The organism is Clostridium sp. OS1-26 (assembly GCF_030915445.1).
Lineage (GTDB): Bacteria > Bacillota > Clostridia > Clostridiales > Clostridiaceae > Clostridium_AM.
Map to the genome: position 1 here is coordinate 656,304 of NZ_CP133264.1, position 18,974 is coordinate 675,277.

Sequence of the window (18,974 nt, forward strand, 5' to 3'; positions counted from 1 at the left end):
AGCTGCCACCTGTAAAATAGTTATTTTTTAACCGTTTTTCTTTTTTTTAAACCATCTATTATTTGATTATATTCTTCTACCTTAAATAGATATACAGATAAAAAGTATACAAACATTCCTATTACAAAGGAAACTATTAAGGATATCAAACTCCCTTTCATTTCTGATCCAAATTTGTACATACTAGCCTTATTAATAATAAATATGATTCCTCCCATAATAGCCGAGGAAGCTGATATTTTCAAAAAACTATTTGTTAATTTTCTTAGCTCTATACCTTCCAATTTTTTATTTAAATTCCACGCCATCAATATAGTCGTAATAATAGCTGATATTGTTGTAGCTAGAGTAAGTCCTGATACTTTCATATACTTAATAATAAATACATTTATGACTATATTCATAACTATACCTATAAAGCTATTTATCATAGGCGTTTTCGTATCCTTTATTGAATAAAATGCTTTGTTTAAAATGTCTCTAATACCATAAGCAATCATAGCAGGAGAGTAAAATAGTAGTGCACTTGCAGTTAATTTTGCAGCCTCAGCATTAAAGGCACCTCTTTTAAAAATTACTGTAATAAGTGGCTCTCTTAGCACAGCTATAGCTATTGCTGCCGGAACCATTATAAGCATTATAGTATTTATAGCTCTTCCTAAAGCTCTCTTGTATTCATCTTTATTCTCTTTAGTAGCTAACTCCGATAAGGTTGGGTATACGATCATAGCTATTCCTATAGCAAATACTTCATAAGCCAACGTATTTATCTTATTAGCATAATCTAAGACGGTAACTGCTCCAAAGAATATATTAGTTGCAAAAGATCTATTTACAAAAACATTTAATTGTACTACTGAAGTGCTTATAATAATAGGCAACATTAATTTAAACATATTATGTATTTCTTTATCTTTAAAATCTACAATTCCTTCGTATCTATATCCTAACTTTATGTACTTAGGAATATTTATAACAAACTGCATAAAAAATCCTATTACTGTAGCTACTGCAAAACCCTTTATTCCATACTTGCTTGTTAAAAATAATAAATACACTATATAAACTATGTTTGAAATAGCCGCCATAGCTGCTGGCTCATAAAATTCTTTATGTGCCTGAAGCACTCCTGTAATAACACTTTGAAGACTTATGAATATAAGCGATATAATCATTATTCTAGTTATTTCCACGGAAATTGAAAGTATCTTTGGGTCATTCCAAAAACCATGTCCAAAAACATATATTATGTATTTAGCAAATATAATTAAAATTACGGATAACAGTATTGTAAATATAGATGACACATTAACCACATTATTTACAAACTTATCTCTAATTTTTTTAGTACTTTTTTGTAAATGTTCTGTATGAAGTGGTATAAAGGTTGTTGTCAATCCGTAACTTATAGTAGTAAGTAAATATACCATCCCTAATGCAAAATTATATATGTCTGTAATATAGGTTGCTCCAAATTTAGCTGCGATGAGTGCATCTCTTACTAGTGCTAATACTTTTCCAAGTATTATAAATACCATTACTATAACTGAACTTTTTATTAGCTTTTTTTCTGACATTATCTTCACTCCACTTATTTTAATGAATCTCCTTCTCCTTTCAGTCGAATGAGTAAGCGATTCACACAAAATTAAAGATTTTGGTTCTCTGCTTATCTGAAAGCATTTTTATATAAGCATTATAATATTCACTGCAAAAGCTATCCATAGAATACTTTTTTGTACAAGTTCATATAAATTCTGTCCCATAGTGCTTAATTCTTCTCTTCTATTATAAGCTTCTCTCATTTTTACATATATATCTTCAATAGAGTTAGGGTCTATAAGGAACCCTCTTTCTTCACTAATAGTTTCTTCTATATCTCCTACTCTTGAACATATTGAAGCTTTTTCTACTACTGCACTCTCTAATATTACTAATGGCGGAGAACCACCTTCACTAAAGGATGTCAGAATACTGATATCTGATGCATTTATAAAGTTCACTACGTTTTCCTTAAAGCCTGTGAAAATTATATACTCTTCTAGTCCTAGCACTCTAACCCTTTCCTTTAATTTTTCTTCTAATTCACCATTGCCTACTAAAATAAGTTTTATGTCTTTCTTTTCTTTTTTTAATTTATCAAAGGCTTCTATAAGACTTAGATGATTTTTAATAGGATGCATTCTTGCTACGTTCACATATACAAAATCCGTATTATCTATATTATATTTTTCTCTTACTTTATTTTTACTTTCAGTGAGCTCTATACCTTCATAATCTATTCCATTGTTAACTAAAAACTTTTCACTTTTAAACTTATCATTCTCTAATAATTTCTTTATATATTTAGATACACATATGTGATATCTAAAACTCCTAATTCCCTTTATACTTAGAGGTGTAAAAAACATATACTTAAATTTATTATTTAAAAAATCCTTCTTATAATCACTGTGTATAGTTGCCGCAGAAGGTATATCTAATTTATCTCTTAAAAAATAGTGTAAAAAGAAAGCTTTAGCTCCATGAAAATTTATTATATCTATATTATTTTTTTTTATATAATTCAAAACTTCTCCATTATAAAAGGACTTGTTTTGAAATTGTACTACATCTATACCCTTTTCTTTCGCTTTATCATAAAGAGGGCCTTTTCCTACTGTCCCTATTACACAATTAAACTTATCTTTTGAATAATAAGCTAAATTTAAAACGTGATTTCCACCACCACCATTATCATTCCCAGATATAATTTGAAGAACTTTAATTTTACACACCTCCACATAACTTCTAATATAGGGTTCCAAATTGGAACCCTATATGGTGTTAACTGTATTTTCCTATTTTCTTTTTTTCCATCATAATACTCTCTCCTATTGCTAATAGAAGCCAGAAGAAAGTTGTGGTTTTAGGTACAAAGAATAGATTGTCTGATAAGTTCATAAATAAAAATGCTACCACTGAAGCCAAGAAACCTGTATAAAAATATTTATAGAGCCTATCTTCTGCAAACATAATTATATTTCTGATTTTTGCTAAAGAAGATATCAAAATTCCTATAAAAAATATACTTCCCACTATTCCAAGTTCACTTTGAATCTTTAAATATGAATTGTGGCAAGGAAATCTTTTATATTCATAATAAGCATAAAGCTCAGGATACTTTGCTACATAGCTATCATATAAGCTTACAAAATTTCCATTACCTACTCCTAGTAAAGGATGCTCTTTTATCATATACCAAGCGGTTTTCCAAAGCTTTAATCGCGTAAAGTTCTCAGAGCTACTTCCTATTTCCTTAAGCCTTCCCCCAATTTGAGGAACTAAAAATACTAAGGCAGCTACACCACCAATAGGTAGTAAAAGCCTCCAGCTATATACTATTGCGAGAACTACTAAACCAATTACTAGTCCTGCCATAGCATTTCGTGAGTATGAAAAAATTATATTTATCAATAAAGAAAATGATAATATACCAAAAAATATTTTCTTTTTAATACTTTTTTCATATAACATAATCATTATTACTGGAAAAATAGCTAATATTAAAAAAGCGCCAAAATTATTTGAGTTGTCCAATGAAACTGTCACTCTAGGCCTTCCTAAAAAACCAGCTGTTTCATTAAAGCCTTTTGCTAATTCAAATCCAGTAAAATACTGATATATTCCAAACAAACTCATTATAGTAACACAAACTATATAGCTATTAATAAAACCTTTTATATACTTGCTTTTATTAAACTCATATTTTATTATGAAAAATAATAATACATACGTTGCAAATCTAAAGGTTTCTGACACCGCTAAACCCTTCTCTGTTGAATAGGTCACAGATAGACTCATTATTATCAACAATCCTGCCATAAACAAATTAAGGTAATCAGTAAAAAAGTTTTTTACACCTATAATAAAATTTGTTCTCTTTTCTTTAATAAAAAGTATTTGTAAAAAATAAATTAAAAAGATTGAAAATAATATTATATCGCTCCTATGTGTATGTACTTTATCAGTAATTATCAGTGGATTAGCTATAATATATAAGCATATCATTAAATATAATATGTAATTGGCTATCTGCAATTTCTCCCACCTACTTTACAATATATTAATAATGAAACTCCTTCTCCTATCGTCGAATGAGTACTCGCTGAGTAAGCGATTCACTTCAAATCATAGATTTGAGTTCTCTGCTTAAGCGATCATCTCAAAATCAACACTCTGTGTAAGTGACTATCACCAAATCAAAGATTTGGAATATCTACTTAAGATTTTGGATACCTGCTTATGAAACTCCTTCTCCTTAACACTATCTTGACATTTTAGTGTTCTTTTCTATAGCCTTATTAGATTTTAATAAATAGAAGCTAACCAGTCCCTCCATAAATCCAATACCATAACTTAAGTGCAATATTGGAAATATTAAAGGTATATATTTTAATAATTTATGGTTCCCTTTAGCAACCTTAATAGAAGCTACTATATCACAAACTAAATATAAACCTAACTCTAAAAACCATAAATAAAGTATAGGCTTAAAAAATAAACCTACTGCTGCTCCTAAAACGTTAGTTGTTACAAATATCATAGGAATTAAGTGCCTTAAAGATGCTGGTTTCCCGTGTTTTTGCATTACCCTAACCTTCCAGAAACCATATTGGTAATACTGTTTCCACAATTTTTTAAGTGATGACCTACTATAATAAGATGATCTTACTTTGGGAGTTAGTAATACTTTGTATCCGTTTTTAACAACTCTATAATTAAGTTCATCGTCCTGATTTCTTACTAATTCTTCATCAAAATATCCTATTTCCTCTAAAACTTCTTTCCTATAAGCACCGAATGCCACAGTATCTACATATGTTTCTTCCTGCGCATATCTAAAAAGAGCATTTCCAACTCCAAAGGGTGAGCTCATAGCATAAGCTATAGCAGTTCCCTTGTCATCTTCACTTATTGTCTCTATTGGTCCACCGGCACAACCTACTTCTTTATTTCTTAATGCCTCAACATTGTATTTTATAAAATCCTTATCTGCATAGGAATGAGCGCCAAATATTATAACAATATCAGCTTTACTTTTTCTAATTCCTTCATTCATACCTTTAGGTGCAGATAGACCCGGATTATCAACAATCTTTATATTGCTGTATTTTTTTTCATATTCTCTAACTATATCTCTAGTATTATCCGTAGACATTCCATCACAAACAAAAACTTCAAAGCATTCTTTAGGATACGTTTGGTTTATAAAAGTATCTATACATTTTCCTATATACTTCTCTTCGTTTCTACAGGGGATAATTATTGAAACAGTTTCCACTATATTCACCTACCTAAATCATAAAAATGAAAAACTATTTGCTTTTCTTAATAAATTTTCTGAGCACTAATTCTTTTATGCTTTTTAATTCATCTATACCTATTATTATTGACACTATTACAAATACTAATATTCCTGCTAGTGAAGAAATCGCAATCTTGACTAACACCAATATCATAGAATTGTAACTTAGCGAAAGAACGTTATTTAAAGCTCTTATAGTTATTACCATAGGTATGGATGCAACTATTGTCTTTACTGCTGTAGTAATAACATGTTTTCCGTTTATACTTCCAATCTTCTTCCTTAAAGTATAAATTAAAAGTCCACAAGCTACATACATAGATGTAGCATTAGCTAAAGCTAATCCTCTAAGCCCCATAACCTTTTTAAAAATAAAAATCAGCACTATATTAACCACCATTGCTATAGCACTATTAATCATAGGTGTCTTAGTATCTTTTAAAGTATAATAAGCCTTGCACACAAAATCTCTCATGCCAAAAGCTAAAAGCCCTATAGAATAAAAGGTTAGAAGTAAAGCTGTTTGTATTGTAGCCTCTTCTTTAAAAGCACCTCTTTGAAATAGAATATAAACTATAGGTCTACTTTGCGCCATAACGATAAAAGACATAGGAAGTATCATTAAAATTAACATTCCCATGGACTCACTTAATGTCTTTTTCATTTCTCCTATTTCGTTTCTAGCAGTTTGTTTTGCCATCTTTGGATAAATAATAGTGGATAAGGTTACTACAAAAATATCTACGAAAAGAGCAAATACTCTATAGGCATAGTTTAAGTATGTAACACTTCCCTCTCCAAAATGTGTCGCTTGGGCCCTTTCAATAAAGGTGTTAATCTGTTGAACTCCAGTTCCCAGTATTACAGGTACAAGCATTATACACATTCTTATTATCATAGGATCTTTAAAATTTACTTTAAAGCTATATTTAAACCCAACTTTTTTCATAGCAAAAACTTGAGGAATTATCTGAGCAAAAGTTGCAATGAAGGTTACTATTGTTAAACCCACTATGCCATGCTTACTTCCGAATAATATTAAATACCCTATAATAATCACATTTAGAGGCAGCGCTACTAAAGATGGAATAGTAAAATTTCCTTCCGATTGTAGTACCGCATTAAATATATATATTACAGCATTAAAAATTAAAGTTGGAATTAATATATTAGTAAGCCTCTGAGTAAACTCTAATTTTGCTCCAGTAAATCCTGGATTGAGCAATCCAACTATAGGCTTGCTAAAGAATATACATATTATTGATATCACAACAGTAATAATTATAAATACATTTAAAACATTACATATAAAATCTATTGCTTCTTTTTTTCCTTCTTTTAATTTTTCATTATAAAGAGGAATTAATGTAGTAGTTATTGCTGCTCCTATCATTATAAATAATACCATAGGAACATTAGATGCCTGAAAAAAGGCATCCAAATCACCTGTATTATATTTAGCAGCAGTTATACTGTCTCTCAAAAGCCCTAGAAATTTACTTATGAAAGTGCAGATTACAATTAATCCTGCTGTAGTCGCTAACTTACCTTTATTACTCATATATCATCTTACCCTTTGTTCTGTTTATTTGTATAAATGAAATACTTAATCCAAATAATAAATAGTTAGGTAAAAAATATGTAACTGAACTTGGTGAAAAACTTCCTATAGTGAACCCCACTAAAGATGTAAGCAGAGAATAGGCAATAAACTTATTAATACCATCTCCTCTTAAACCAATTATCAACAAATTGTATAGTAGGTATAAATAAAATACACCATATACTATTATAAACAATCCAAAGTCTCCTAATAGTTCAGTTGCAAGTCCATGAGGACTATATATTCCATGAGTATTGTTCATATCCATTAGATGTTGAATAGTATTACCGGCTCCAAATCCAAGTGCTCTTTTTTCTTTTATAACACCTTCAACAACATCATATATTATTGTTGCTCTTACATTTTCAGAACCTTCTTCACCTATATCTTCTTTGCTGATTTTAGCCATTTCTCCAATCTTAGCCATTTTTTCTATCATCTTTTGTTCATATTCAGCTCCATGCTTAACCATCATATAACTATATTTATATATGCCTGTAAATGCCACAGCTACAATTAGAGGGTATATTAAAGCTTTAAGCTTTCCTTCTTTAAGAATAATTAAAGTATAAACTATCATTATTAAACATACAGCTAAAATATTAGATCTCGAATTTGTAAGCACTAGAGCTGTAAATGTAAGCAGTGTAGCTATTCCATAAAACAATTTGCTTGCTGCAGTTCTAGCGTAATAGAATAAGTACATTAGGAAAGGAATTCCCATACCTAAAAATGTAGCATAGTTATTTGCATTGAAAAAGAATACAACTGGTCTGCTTCTTAAAACTATAATCTCTTTTAGTGTAAGCTTATTCATAATACTATCAAAATAATGCTTTACAGGTAATAGAGTTCCTGTTACAGCCTCTGTCATACCTATCACAACTGTAAGTAAAAATACAAATCCAACAACTTTCAAAGAATTATAAAATCTCTCCTTTGAAGTATTAAACATGATAACAATAAAAACAAACGAAAACATCATTGCATATATTACTATATACTTCATGTTAAAGCTCTTATTTTTTGACCAAATAAAACTTAAACATATGTATGCAAACCAAAGTATGTAAAAATATACAGCCTTTTTATTTATTTTTCTTAGTTCATGTTTATTCATAAATACATTAAAAAGTGAAACTATGCCACATAAAACCAGCATTATATGAAAATAATATAACTTTTCATGCCTTGGAAAATACGATGCATATTCAAAAATACTTGAAATTAAAAGTGTATAGTATACATTCTCGTATAAGCTATCTGATTTTGTAATGCTGCAAGCTGCAGCAATACTTAGTAAGAAAAGGCCATTTATTATAAAGTTCTTATTAATTATTGAAGAAACTAAAAGAAAAATAAAAGCCACAAATACATAAATAGTGCTTTTCTTGCTTAGTCCATACATCCATTGGTCCTCCTATTTGAAATAATTTTTTCATATAAATCATTCATTGTTCCTGCATTTTCAATCCAATTATATTTTTCTTCTGCTATACTTCTAGCATTAATAGAAAACTTTTTAGTTTTCTCTTCATCTTCAACTATTATCTGCAATTTTTCTTTAATTAAATCACTGTTTTTAGGATCAACGGTATATCCATTATAGTCGTCTATAACTATTTCTTTTAATCCTCCAACATTGGTAGATACCACTGGCCTTCCACAAGCACAAGCTTCAACTGCAGCTACTCCAAAGCTTTCACTTAAAGAAGGAAGACAAACAATATCCATCATATTAATGTAATCAGGAACCTTATTGTTGTCTATATTACCTGTAAAGATAACTTTAGATTTTATTTTTAGATCATCACAAAGTTTTTCAAGATTTTCTCTTTCCGGTCCATCTCCAACTATCATCAATCTTACATCTTTTTTAGTTTCTTTTATTAGGTCACTAAAGGCTTTTACCAAATATTCTATTCCATATATTTTTCGTAAATTTTTAATTACTCCGATAGTAATATATTCATTATTTAGAACAGGAGTTTTAATATTAAACCTTTCAATATCCACACCAAAAGGAGTGATAGTTATATCATCTTTATCATAATATTTTTTTGTTTCACAAGCCATGTCCACACTTGTAGAGCAAACTGCATCTGCACCTTTTAAAATAAAACTTAAAAGTTTAGCACTTAAGTTATTTGATTTTGGAAATTGGTAAACGTCACTTCCCCATACAGAGATTATAAAAGGATGATATTTACTTATCCTTCCATATAATCCATAGCTAGTAGCATAATGGCTGTGTAATATATCAGGCTTTATTTCAGTTATTAACTTTTTTATATATCTCACTATAAAAAAATAGGATAATTTGCTCTTAAATGGTGGTTTTACAACAATTAATTTAACATTATCCTTATAGCTATAGCTAGTGCCTCTCATAGATATTAGGTATATTTCGTTATTTAAATTTGAGAAATAATCTACCCATTTCCTTGTATGAATACTATCGGCATCTGCTAAAAAACATATTTTAGCCATCAAGTTACAACTCCTTAAAATATTTGACAGTTGGTAACTGGCCGATTTTATAACGTCAATTACCCACTGTCAACTTAATAATATACTAAACCAAATTATAGAAAACAAACTAAATAATTATTGATTTTTTAATAACTGGTCTTCTGGAACTCTTCTAAGTTCTTTTGCAGGGCTTCCAGCGACTATAGTTTCTTTCTCAACATCTTTTGTTACTACACTTCCTGCAGCCACAAAACCATCTTCATTTATTACTTTTCCTGGTAAAATAGTTGCTTGAGCTCCTATTCTTCCACCTTTTTTAACTGTAACACCCTTAAAGTGTTTATATCTTTCTTTTGATCGTGCAGCAAAATTATCATTAGATGTTACAACTCCTGGTGCAATAAACACGTTATCTTCAACTTCTGAGTAAGCAGTTAAATATACATTAGTTTCTAATTTGCAATTTGCTCCTACCTTACAGAAGTTTTCTACAGCTACTCCTCTTCCTATAATAGTTTTGCTTCCTACAGTTACGTTTTCTCTTATAGTAGCAAGATCAGCAACTAGAGTTCTTTCTCCGATTTCACATCCGCAATAAATTATTACCCCCGCTCCGATTAAACATCCTTCAGATATTATTGCTGGCGGTAACTCTTTTTCATCTTTAAAAATACTATTTACAGATCTCATTGGTTGTTTTCCAACAACTGTATTATCATCAATTCTAACATTACTGCTTATTTTCGTTCCTTTATGTATAACAACATTATGTCCTATTATACAGTTATCTCCTATAACTACTTCATCTTCTATAACCACAAATCTTCCTAAGCTTACATTATTACCTATGGTAGCTCTTTCAGATACATAATTACTCATCATCAATTCTCCATTCGTACTTTTATTAATTAAAATTGGAGTTATTTTACTAGTGAATTTTCTTTACTCCAACCATATCCATAGTTGAGAAGTTTTCCATAGGAAATTTTACAGGCATTCCTGTAAGCCTTGACTTATATGCTGCAAGAATTATTGACATGCCTTTTTTGCCTTCTTCTCCATTTATAAGTGGTTCTCTATCATAGTTTACAGCATCTATCATATCCTTGAATAAAGGAGTGTGTCCAAATCCATAAACTGTATCCGGATCTCCTTCCTGTGCTCTTAATATCTCATGTTCATCGTCCTTATTATCTGCAAATCTCCATGATTCCATCTTATTAACTGCAAGTCCTCCAATGCATACGGTTCCAGTTTCACCAAATATGCTTAGAGTTTCTTCTAAATTCTTTGGATATACACAAGCACTTCCCTCTACTATCCCTATAGATCCATTTTTGAATCTTATAACTATAGCTCCAAAATCTTCTGCTTCTATATCTCTTAAGAATGTATCACATTGAGCGTAAACTGTATCTATTTCTCCGCCCATCATCCATTGTAATAAATCTATATTATGTATACATTGATTCATTAACGTACCGCCATCAAGTTCCCATGTTCCTCTCCATGGTGCTTGCTCATAGTAACCCATATTTCTATTCCAAAGTATTCTTGCAGTACCATTGATTAGTCTACCGAATCTATTTCCTTCAATAGCTTCTCTTAATTGTTGAATTGGTTTATTAAATCTATTTTGGTGGCTTACACATAATTTTACGTTGTTATCTTTTGCACATTTTATCATTTTATCCGCATCTTCTATTGATAAGGCCATAGGTTTTTCAACCACAATATGTTTCTTTTTATTCATGCAGTATATAGCTATTTCTGGGTGATATCCACTTTCAGTCGCTATAGCCACTACGTCTATTTCTTCTTTTTCAAGCATTTCCTTATAATCTGTATAGACATTTACTTCTGCAATTTGTCCTAATTTAGTAATATACTCTTCTTTTTTCTCTTCTGCTTTTTCTTTAACTGTATCACAAGTAGATACTAATACTGCCTCTTCCTTGTTATCAATTAATGCTTCTACATGCTTGTATGAAATTCTTCCACATCCTACGATAGCAAATCTTAATTTTTTCATAATAAAGCACCCCTTAATTTCATTTAATAAGATAAGCCCAATGGGCTTATCTTATTTATAGCTTATGAATCTTTTCTCTGTTATTTTCAACATTCTTTGTAGCATTTCTTGTGTCGTATACTATCTTAGCCCTTGATACAATCTCTTCATATTCATAGCAGCTGTGATCTGTAGTTATTATAACTATATCTGAATCATCAATTACTTCTTTCCAGTCTACAGTATAATACTTTCTGCCATTGTGTTTGAATTCTGGTATATATGGGTCATCTATTAATAACTCAGCACCATTCTTCTCTAAATGTTCCATTACCTTCAAAGTAGGTGATTCTCTTGGATCATCGATGTCCCTCTTATACGCAACTCCTAGAAGAAGTACTTTTGCTCCATTCATTGCTTTTTTATCTCCATTTAAAAGCTTCATAGCAGTATCTACTACAAACTCTGGCATAAAGTCATTAATTTCTCCTGAAGTTTCTATAAGTTTTGTATGATAATCATATTCCCTTGCTTTCCACGCTAAATAGAATGGATCTAGTGGTATACAATGTCCACCAAGTCCTGGTCCTGGATAGAATGCCATAAATCCGTATGGCTTAGTTTTTGCAGCGTCTATAACTTCCCAAACATCTATACCCATTCTTTTACATAGTATAGCCATTTCATTTGCTAAACCTATATTTATATTTCTAAAAGTATTTTCAAGTATCTTTTCCATTTCAGCTACTGCTGGTGATGATACTCTAAATATCTCTCCTTCAAGAACATTTTCATATAAAGTAGCAGCAACCTCAGTACATTCTGGAGTGCAGCCACCAACTACTTTAGGAGTATTTTTAGTTTTAAACTCTTTATTACCTGGATCAACTCTCTCTGGTGAAAATGCTAAGAAAAAGTCTTTTCCACACTTTAAACCACTTTCTTCAAGAATTGGCTTTAAAACTTCTTCTGTTGTTCCTGGATAAGTTGTACTTTCAAGTACTATAAGCATTCCTCTTTTTAAATATTTTGCTACGCTTTTAGTTGAATTTACAACATATGAAATATCTGGTTGCTTATATTTATCAAGTGGAGTAGGTACACATATACATACTGTGTCTACATCTTTTACGAAACTGAAATCAGTTGTTGCTCTTAATTTGCCTACTTTAACTAACTCTTGCAAATCTTCATTTACTACGTCTCCTATATAATTAAGACCTTCGTTTACCATTTGCACCTTTTGCTCTTGTACGTCAAATCCTATAACTTCATATCCTGCTTTAGCTTTTTCAACAGCAAGTGGAAGTCCTACATAACCTAGTCCAACTACACCAAGTTTGGCTGTTTTGTTTTCTAATTTTAATATTAATTCATCTTTTAACTGTGACATTTTTTTCCCTCCTGTATTTCCTATTAAGATCTTTTTCTTATATATGTTGGGACCTTTTTTTCTACAAGTTCAAATATCTCTTCTTTGCTCATTTTAGCAACATTTCTAAACTCTTCTATAGATTTCTCAACAAAATTTATATCTATTTCATTAGGTTTTTCAACAAAGATTTTGTTATGTTCTGTAGACGTTAATGCTATTTCATCCATAAGAAGCTCTTCATACAGTTTTTCTCCTGGCCTAAGCCCTGTGTATTCTATTTTTATATCTACATCTGGCTTATATCCTGAAAGAGTTATTAGGTCTCTAGCCAAATCTACTATCTTAACTGGTTCACCCATGTCGAGTACAAATATTTCTCCTCCATCGGCTATAGCTCCTGCTTGAATAACTAACTGTGCTGCTTCAGGTATAGTCATAAAAAATCTGTTTATCTCTGGATGAGTTACAGTAACTGGTCCACCATGTGCTATTTGCTTTTTAAACAATGGAATAACAGAACCATTACTACCTAAAACATTTCCAAATCTAACTGCTACATATTCTGTACTGCTTATCTTATCAAAAGCCTGAACCATAATTTCACAGAATCTCTTTGTCGCTCCCATTATATTCGTAGGATTAACAGCTTTGTCCGTGCTTATTTGCACAAATTTCTTAACTTTAAAATCATGACTGCATTTTAAAACATTATAGGTACCAATTACATTATTCTTTATAGCTTCTGCTGGATTTGCCTCCATTAAAGGCACATGTTTGTGTGCTGCTGCATGAAATACCACATCTGGTCTATATCTCTCAAATATATCTCTCAAACGCTTTTCATCTCTTATAGATGCAATAATAACTTCTTTGTCAATATCTGGATGGTTATGGTTTAATTCCATCTGCACATCATATACATTATTTTCATAAATATCTAATATCAATAATTTCTTTGGATTAAACCTAGCTATTTGTCTACACAATTCTGAACCTATAGATCCTCCTCCACCTGTTACAAGAATTGTCTTATCCTTTATATATTTGTTTATATTTTCACTATTGAGTTTAACTTCTTCTCTTCCAAGTAAATCTTCTATGTTGACGTCTCTCAATTTAGTTATATTTACTTTTCCATCAATTATTTCATATAGTCCAGGTATAGTTTTTAATTTACAATCGGTATTTTTGCATATGTTGACAATATCTCTTTTAGTTTGTAAATCTGCTGATGGGATAGCTAGTATTATCTCTTCTACATTCTTTTTATTACAAATATCAATTATTCTATTCCTTCCACCTAGAACTTTTATTCCATTTATCAACCTTCCTCTTTTTGAAGGATCATCATCAATAAGGCCTACTATATCATAATTTAACTCCTGATGTCTTTTTATCTCCTTTATATATAAGGCAGATGCATCTCCAGCTCCAATTATAAGAAGCTTTGTTTTCTGTTTTTTTAAAGTTATATTATCCTTATTATCTTCTATAAGTCTATATGTGAATCTTGTTCCTCCTAAAGCTACTACAGACAATATCCAAAAAATAATATGCACTGGAAAAGGAAATCTATAGTACTGATTTTCTAAGAATCTATAATTCACAAGATAGCTGTATAATATAAAAGCTACATTAGCCAATGACACCGAATATACAATGGAAATTAACTCCTCAATAGATGCATATTTCCACATGCTTTTATAAAGATTAAAAAATTTGTTGCATAGTAATGTCATAACTACTACTGGTACAATAGATAATTTTAAAAATATCCAATATTCCTGTGGTACCTTAAAATCAAATCTCAATAATAAAGCAAAATATAAGGATGCTATAAGAAAAACTATATCATAACCTATAAGGGTTTTATCTTTCTGCATGTTAACACTTCCTCAACTATTATTGTATAATTTCAGACAAAAACTCTCTTTATCTATTTTACCTCATAGAAAAAATTATTCAATATATTTTTATCAATAAAAAGCACACATATTGTATATATTATGTTAATACCTTAATAATGGGTGTGCTAGTTTCTCTCTTAATTACCATCATTAAGCTAAGTTTTTAGAAATATTCCCAAATAAAAAGAGTTGTGAAACACAACTCTTTTTATTTTAAACTTCTTTATTAGACGCAACCTCATCACATACTTCTTTAAATAGTTCTTGCTCTTCTAAGGATAAAAGATATTTCATAAATGGCTTCTTTAATTCCTCTCTTTTTAAAGCATACTCAACTGTTGCCTGAAGAAAACCTAATTTATCACCAACATCATATCTTCTTCCTCTAAAATTATATGCATACATCGCTTCACTTGTTATTAATGTTCTAAGTGCATCAGTAAGTTGAATCTCTCCACCTTTTCCAGGAATAGTGTTTTCTAATATATCAAATATAGTTGGCGTTATTATATATCTCCCAAGTATCGCAATGTTAGATGGTGCCTCTTTTACTTTAGGCTTCTCAACTAAATCTTTCACCTTGTATACCCTATCTTCTATATACATTCCTTTAACTATACCATATTTATATACTTCTTCCTCTGGAACTTCTTGCACTCCTATAATTGAGGTTTTATACTCGTTATAACAATCTATAAGCTGCTTTAGACATGGAATTTCACTATCAACAACATCATCGCCAAGCATAACTGCAAAGGGCTCATTTCCAACAAAAGTCTTTGCACAATTTATTGCGTGTCCTAATCCTTTAGGCTCTTTTTGTCTTATGTAATAAATATCAGCCATATTAGATATATCTTTAACTAAATTTAGTAGCTCATCTTTTCCGTGAGCCTCCAATTCATTTTCAAGCTCAACAGATTTATCAAAATGATCTTCTATAGCTCTTTTGTTCCTTCCAGTTATTATTAATATCTGCTCTATTCCTGATGCTACCGCTTCTTCAATAATATATTGAATTGTAGGTTTATCAACTATAGGAAGCATTTCCTTAGGTTGAGCTTTAGTAGCTGGTAAGAACCTTGTACCTAAACCTGCTGCTGGTATTATTGCCTTTTTAACTTTCATCTTAGCATTCCCCTTTACTATCGAAATCAAATTAAACTTGCAGGATTCCTAATCCCAAGTAACGTGTTCCTATATAGTTATAATCCCTAAACAAATAAATTTTCGCAATTTGAATCATGATATATTAATCCCTTTGAGAATTATTTATTATTTCTTCTAGTTCAACAACTAGTTCATCTTTAGGGTCTAATTTTTTAGCAATATCTAAATGAAGTTTAGCATTTTTAATATCACCAGCATTTAAATAGCACATTATAATATTTGTACATATTTCTACAGACTTTGTTACTTCAAAAGCCTTTCTGAAATATGCTATAGCGGTTTCGTAATCACCTAATGATGCATGATTTATTCCTAACTCATTTACTACTTCTATTATATTACTGTCAATACTCATAGCATCATTCAAGTAGTATATTGCCTTTTCATAGTTTTCCAAAATCCTATATGCTATTGCTATATAATAATGCAAAGTAGCATTATCTCCAAATTCTTCAATCAGTGGAATCAAAAATTTTAAAGCTTCCTTTGGCGCATCATACACCATCTCTTTGCCTTTTTCAAAATCTATTATAGATTTTAATTCCTGTTTAAATTCTGTAATCTCTAAAGTTTCTTTACCACCTCTAGAGATATAATTATTAATACAGAAAAGAGCTTTAGCATAATCTCCCTCTTCTCTTCTGATTAAAGCCTCATAAAAATAAGGAAGCGCATAATTTTCCTTATTCTTTGCCTTTTCTATAACTTCTAATTCTTCGCTCTTATACATTTTATCAGAGTTTCTAAGGTTATCTACAATTGTAATTAGCTTATCATAAATCTCTATTGTATCCTCAAGTCTTAATAACCCCTTCAGCAAAATATACGCTTCTTCATAGCATTCATTTTTTACACATTGAGCTATTTTACTTTTTATAAAATTATTACTATCCTTGATATTACATATTAGCTTTTCATAATACCCGTTAAATTGGAAATTTTCATCTGCACCTAATACATAAGTCATCCCCTCAACAAAGAAGCTCACAGGGATTTGTTCTAAATTAGTTTCAGCTTTAACTTTATCCGCTATATTAGAAGCTTTAACTGGGAAATATATATCTTCGTTAGTTTCTACGTTAAATAGCTTTTTAATATTCTCTTTTTTTATTTCTAAAAACAACATTTTACTAAGTTTGCTTGCGAAATATGCTTTTGCGTCCATAAACTCTAACACCTACTTTATACATTAATTATTTTCATGTTTATTATTGCCATAAACTTTATTTAAAACCAATATGCTAGCAATTGCAAGACTTATCTATAATTTCGCAAACCATTTTCTCAAATTCTTTCATCTTTTCTTCTGAATCATGTAAACTAGCTCCTGTTACAGATAAGTAAATTTTCATCTTCGGCTCTGTACCTGAAGGCCTTACAACAAACCATGAGCCATCTTCTAATATAAACTTAAGCACATTTGATTTTGGTAAATCTATTCTATTTTCTTTTATATTCATTAAATCCTTTTCTACACTTAACTTATAATCCATTTTCCTTGCTATTCTATTATTTCCAAGACTAGAACTCATAGAATGCCTTAAATACTGAAGAGACTTTTCTATTTTTTCCTGGCCTTCTTTTCCCTTTAACTCAATTGAGATTAATTTTTCTTTATAAAAACCATACTTTTCATAAAGATTTATAAGAGCCTCATATAAGTTCATACCTTTGCTCTTATAGTAAAGAGTCATCTCACATATAAGTGCCGCAGTAATAACTGCATCTTTATCTCTTACAAAATCTCCTGCAAGATATCCATAACTTTCTTCAAATCCGAAAATATACTTTTTATCTTGCTTCTCTTCAAACTCTTTAATTTTTTCTCCTATATACTTAAATCCAGTTAGCACGTCAATAAGCTCCACACCATATTCTTTAGCTATATCTGCTGCCATTTCTGTAGTAACAATGGTTTTTATTACTATGCCATTCTCTGGAAGCTTATTCATTTCTTTTAACGAAGACAGTATGTAGTGAGTTAAAAGGGCTCCCATTTGATTTCCCTGAAAGTACTTGGTATTTTTCACTATTATCTTTAACAATAACTCCGATTCTATCGCAGTCTGGGTCAGTTCCAAATATTATATCTGGCTGAATTTCCTTAGCCATGTCTAAGGCTATATTGAAAACCTTTGGTTCTTCGGGATTTGGATATGCGGCTGTAGGAAAGTTTCCATCTGGTTGCTCCTGTTCTTTTACTATAAAAACATTCTTGTATCCAAGCTCCTTTAGTACCCTTCTTACAGGTATATTTCCAGCCCCATGAATAGGAGTATATATTATTTTTAACTCTTCTGAATGCTTTTTTACAAATTCTTTTCTTATAGTTAAGTCTTTTACTCTTTCTATATAACTTTTATCAATTTCTTCACCTATTATATTTAATAACCCTTTTTCTTTCGCCTCGCTGTAATCCATAGCTTTAATTACTGAGAAATCATCAATACCTTGTATAAATGAAAGAATCTCTTTTGCAGATTTATCAGTAACCTGTCCACCGTCTTCACCATATACCTTATAGCCGTTATATTGCTTTGGATTGTGAGAAGCAGTTATTACAATGCCTGCTTTACTTTTTAAGTGTCTTACTGTATATGAAAGCATAGGAGTTGGTCTCAGTGATTCAAACAAATATACCCTTATTCCATTTGCGCAAAGATTTGCTGCTGCAGCCTCTGCGAACTCTTTAGACATAATTCTAGAATCATAGGCTATGCTTACAGATATATCCTTCTCATATTTATTTAGTAAGTATTCCGCTAAACCTTGGGTGGCCTTTCCAACTGTATATATGTTCATTCTATTACTTCCCATACCTATAATTCCTCTTAAGCCACCTGTACCAAACTCTAAATCTTTATAAAATCTATCTTCTATTTCTGTTTCATCATTTAACTTTTTTAATTCTTCCTTTAAAACTTCATCTATAAACTCTGAATTTAGCCATAGCTCATATTTGTCTTTATATAACATTTTTTACCTCCTATGTTATGTAAGTATTTGACATTTATTATTATACTATAAAACCACCATAAAAACACTATTAATAATATAATTATTAATATATTTTTAATTAATTTAAACAA

Annotated in this window: 12 protein-coding genes and 2 pseudogenes; all 14 read right to left on the reverse strand. The window is 30.3% G+C overall.

All coding sequences use genetic code 11. The features are described 5' to 3' along the window. Positions 1-20: 20 nt before the first annotated feature. The 14 genes and pseudogenes from murJ (RCG18_RS03320) to RCG18_RS03385 all read right to left on the reverse strand — a co-directional run bounded on the left by murJ (RCG18_RS03320) (position 21) and on the right by RCG18_RS03385 (position 18,861). Complete coding sequence (gene murJ / locus RCG18_RS03320; RefSeq protein ID WP_308040014.1) at positions 21-1,577, reverse strand: murein biosynthesis integral membrane protein MurJ; 1,557 nt, start codon at positions 1,575-1,577, stop codon at positions 21-23. A 61-nt stretch (positions 1,578-1,638) separates the two neighbouring features. After that, positions 1,639-2,777, reverse strand: a pseudogene (locus tag RCG18_RS03325) (glycosyltransferase family 4 protein). 49 nt (positions 2,778-2,826) lie between these two features. Next, a complete protein-coding gene (locus RCG18_RS03330; RefSeq protein ID WP_308040016.1) occupies positions 2,827-3,864 on the reverse strand; it encodes an O-antigen ligase family protein in 1,038 nt (345 codons plus the stop codon). Positions 3,865-4,306: 442 nt separating this feature from the next. After that, positions 4,307-5,326, reverse strand: a complete 1,020-nt coding sequence (locus RCG18_RS03335; RefSeq protein ID WP_374119116.1) for a glycosyltransferase family 2 protein — start codon at positions 5,324-5,326, stop codon at positions 4,307-4,309. 31 nt (positions 5,327-5,357) lie between these two features. Then, positions 5,358-6,908, reverse strand: a complete 1,551-nt coding sequence (gene murJ, locus RCG18_RS03340; RefSeq protein ID WP_308040018.1) for a murein biosynthesis integral membrane protein MurJ — start codon at positions 6,906-6,908, stop codon at positions 5,358-5,360. Then, a complete protein-coding gene (locus RCG18_RS03345) occupies positions 6,901-8,358 on the reverse strand; it encodes an O-antigen ligase family protein (protein WP_308040019.1) in 1,458 nt (485 codons plus the stop codon). Before RCG18_RS03345 ends, murJ (RCG18_RS03340) begins: the two co-directional genes overlap by 8 nt. Next, positions 8,346-9,440 carry a glycosyltransferase gene (locus RCG18_RS03350; RefSeq protein ID WP_308040020.1) on the reverse strand — a complete coding sequence of 365 codons (1,095 nt, stop codon included), beginning with the start codon at positions 9,438-9,440 and terminating at the stop codon, positions 8,346-8,348. The genes RCG18_RS03345 and RCG18_RS03350 overlap by 13 nt, the downstream gene beginning before the upstream one ends. 117 nt (positions 9,441-9,557) lie before the next feature. After that, entirely contained in the window at positions 9,558-10,304 is a 747-nt protein-coding gene (locus RCG18_RS03355; RefSeq protein WP_308040021.1) for a DapH/DapD/GlmU-related protein, read from the reverse strand. Between the two features lie 46 nt (positions 10,305-10,350). Continuing rightward, positions 10,351-11,454 carry a Gfo/Idh/MocA family oxidoreductase gene (locus tag RCG18_RS03360; protein WP_308040022.1) on the reverse strand — a complete coding sequence of 368 codons (1,104 nt, stop codon included), beginning with the start codon at positions 11,452-11,454 and terminating at the stop codon, positions 10,351-10,353. Positions 11,455-11,509: 55 nt separating this feature from the next. Next, positions 11,510-12,826, reverse strand: a complete 1,317-nt coding sequence (locus RCG18_RS03365; protein ID WP_308040023.1) for a nucleotide sugar dehydrogenase — start codon at positions 12,824-12,826, stop codon at positions 11,510-11,512. 23 nt (positions 12,827-12,849) lie between these two features. After that, on the reverse strand, positions 12,850-14,691 hold the full coding sequence (locus RCG18_RS03370; protein ID WP_308040024.1) for a nucleoside-diphosphate sugar epimerase/dehydratase: 1,842 nt from the start codon (positions 14,689-14,691) through the stop codon (positions 12,850-12,852). Between the two features lie 237 nt (positions 14,692-14,928). Then, positions 14,929-15,843, reverse strand: a complete 915-nt coding sequence (galU, locus tag RCG18_RS03375) for a UTP--glucose-1-phosphate uridylyltransferase GalU (protein ID WP_308040025.1) — start codon at positions 15,841-15,843, stop codon at positions 14,929-14,931. A gap of 124 nt (positions 15,844-15,967) precedes the next feature. Then, a complete protein-coding gene (locus RCG18_RS03380) occupies positions 15,968-17,050 on the reverse strand; it encodes a capsular biosynthesis protein (RefSeq protein WP_308040026.1) in 1,083 nt (360 codons plus the stop codon). 76 nt (positions 17,051-17,126) lie between these two features. Beyond that, positions 17,127-18,861 (reverse strand): annotated as a pseudogene (locus RCG18_RS03385) (phospho-sugar mutase). Positions 18,862-18,974: the final 113 nt, after the last annotated feature.

Bases quoted from the DNA above. Each gene is read 5' to 3' on its own strand.
- murJ (WP_308040014.1), bottom strand. From the start codon at position 1,577: ATGTCAGAAAAAAAGCTAATAAAAAGTTCAGTTATAGTAATGGTATTT.
- RCG18_RS03365 (WP_308040023.1), bottom strand. From the start codon at position 12,826: ATGTCACAGTTAAAAGATGAATTAATATTAAAATTAGAAAACAAAACA.
- galU (WP_308040025.1), bottom strand. From the start codon at position 15,843: ATGAAAGTTAAAAAGGCAATAATACCAGCAGCAGGTTTAGGTACAAGG.
- RCG18_RS03350 (WP_308040020.1), bottom strand. From the start codon at position 9,440: ATGGCTAAAATATGTTTTTTAGCAGATGCCGATAGTATTCATACAAGG.
- murJ (WP_308040018.1), bottom strand. From the start codon at position 6,908: ATGAGTAATAAAGGTAAGTTAGCGACTACAGCAGGATTAATTGTAATC.
- RCG18_RS03330 (WP_308040016.1), bottom strand. From the start codon at position 3,864: ATGGCAGGATTGTTGATAATAATGAGTCTATCTGTGACCTATTCAACA.
- RCG18_RS03360 (WP_308040022.1), bottom strand. From the start codon at position 11,454: ATGAAAAAATTAAGATTTGCTATCGTAGGATGTGGAAGAATTTCATAC.
- RCG18_RS03345 (WP_308040019.1), bottom strand. From the start codon at position 8,358: ATGTATGGACTAAGCAAGAAAAGCACTATTTATGTATTTGTGGCTTTT.
- RCG18_RS03370 (WP_308040024.1), bottom strand. From the start codon at position 14,691: ATGCAGAAAGATAAAACCCTTATAGGTTATGATATAGTTTTTCTTATA.
- RCG18_RS03380 (WP_308040026.1), bottom strand. From the start codon at position 17,050: ATGGACGCAAAAGCATATTTCGCAAGCAAACTTAGTAAAATGTTGTTT.
- RCG18_RS03355 (WP_308040021.1), bottom strand. From the start codon at position 10,304: ATGATGAGTAATTATGTATCTGAAAGAGCTACCATAGGTAATAATGTA.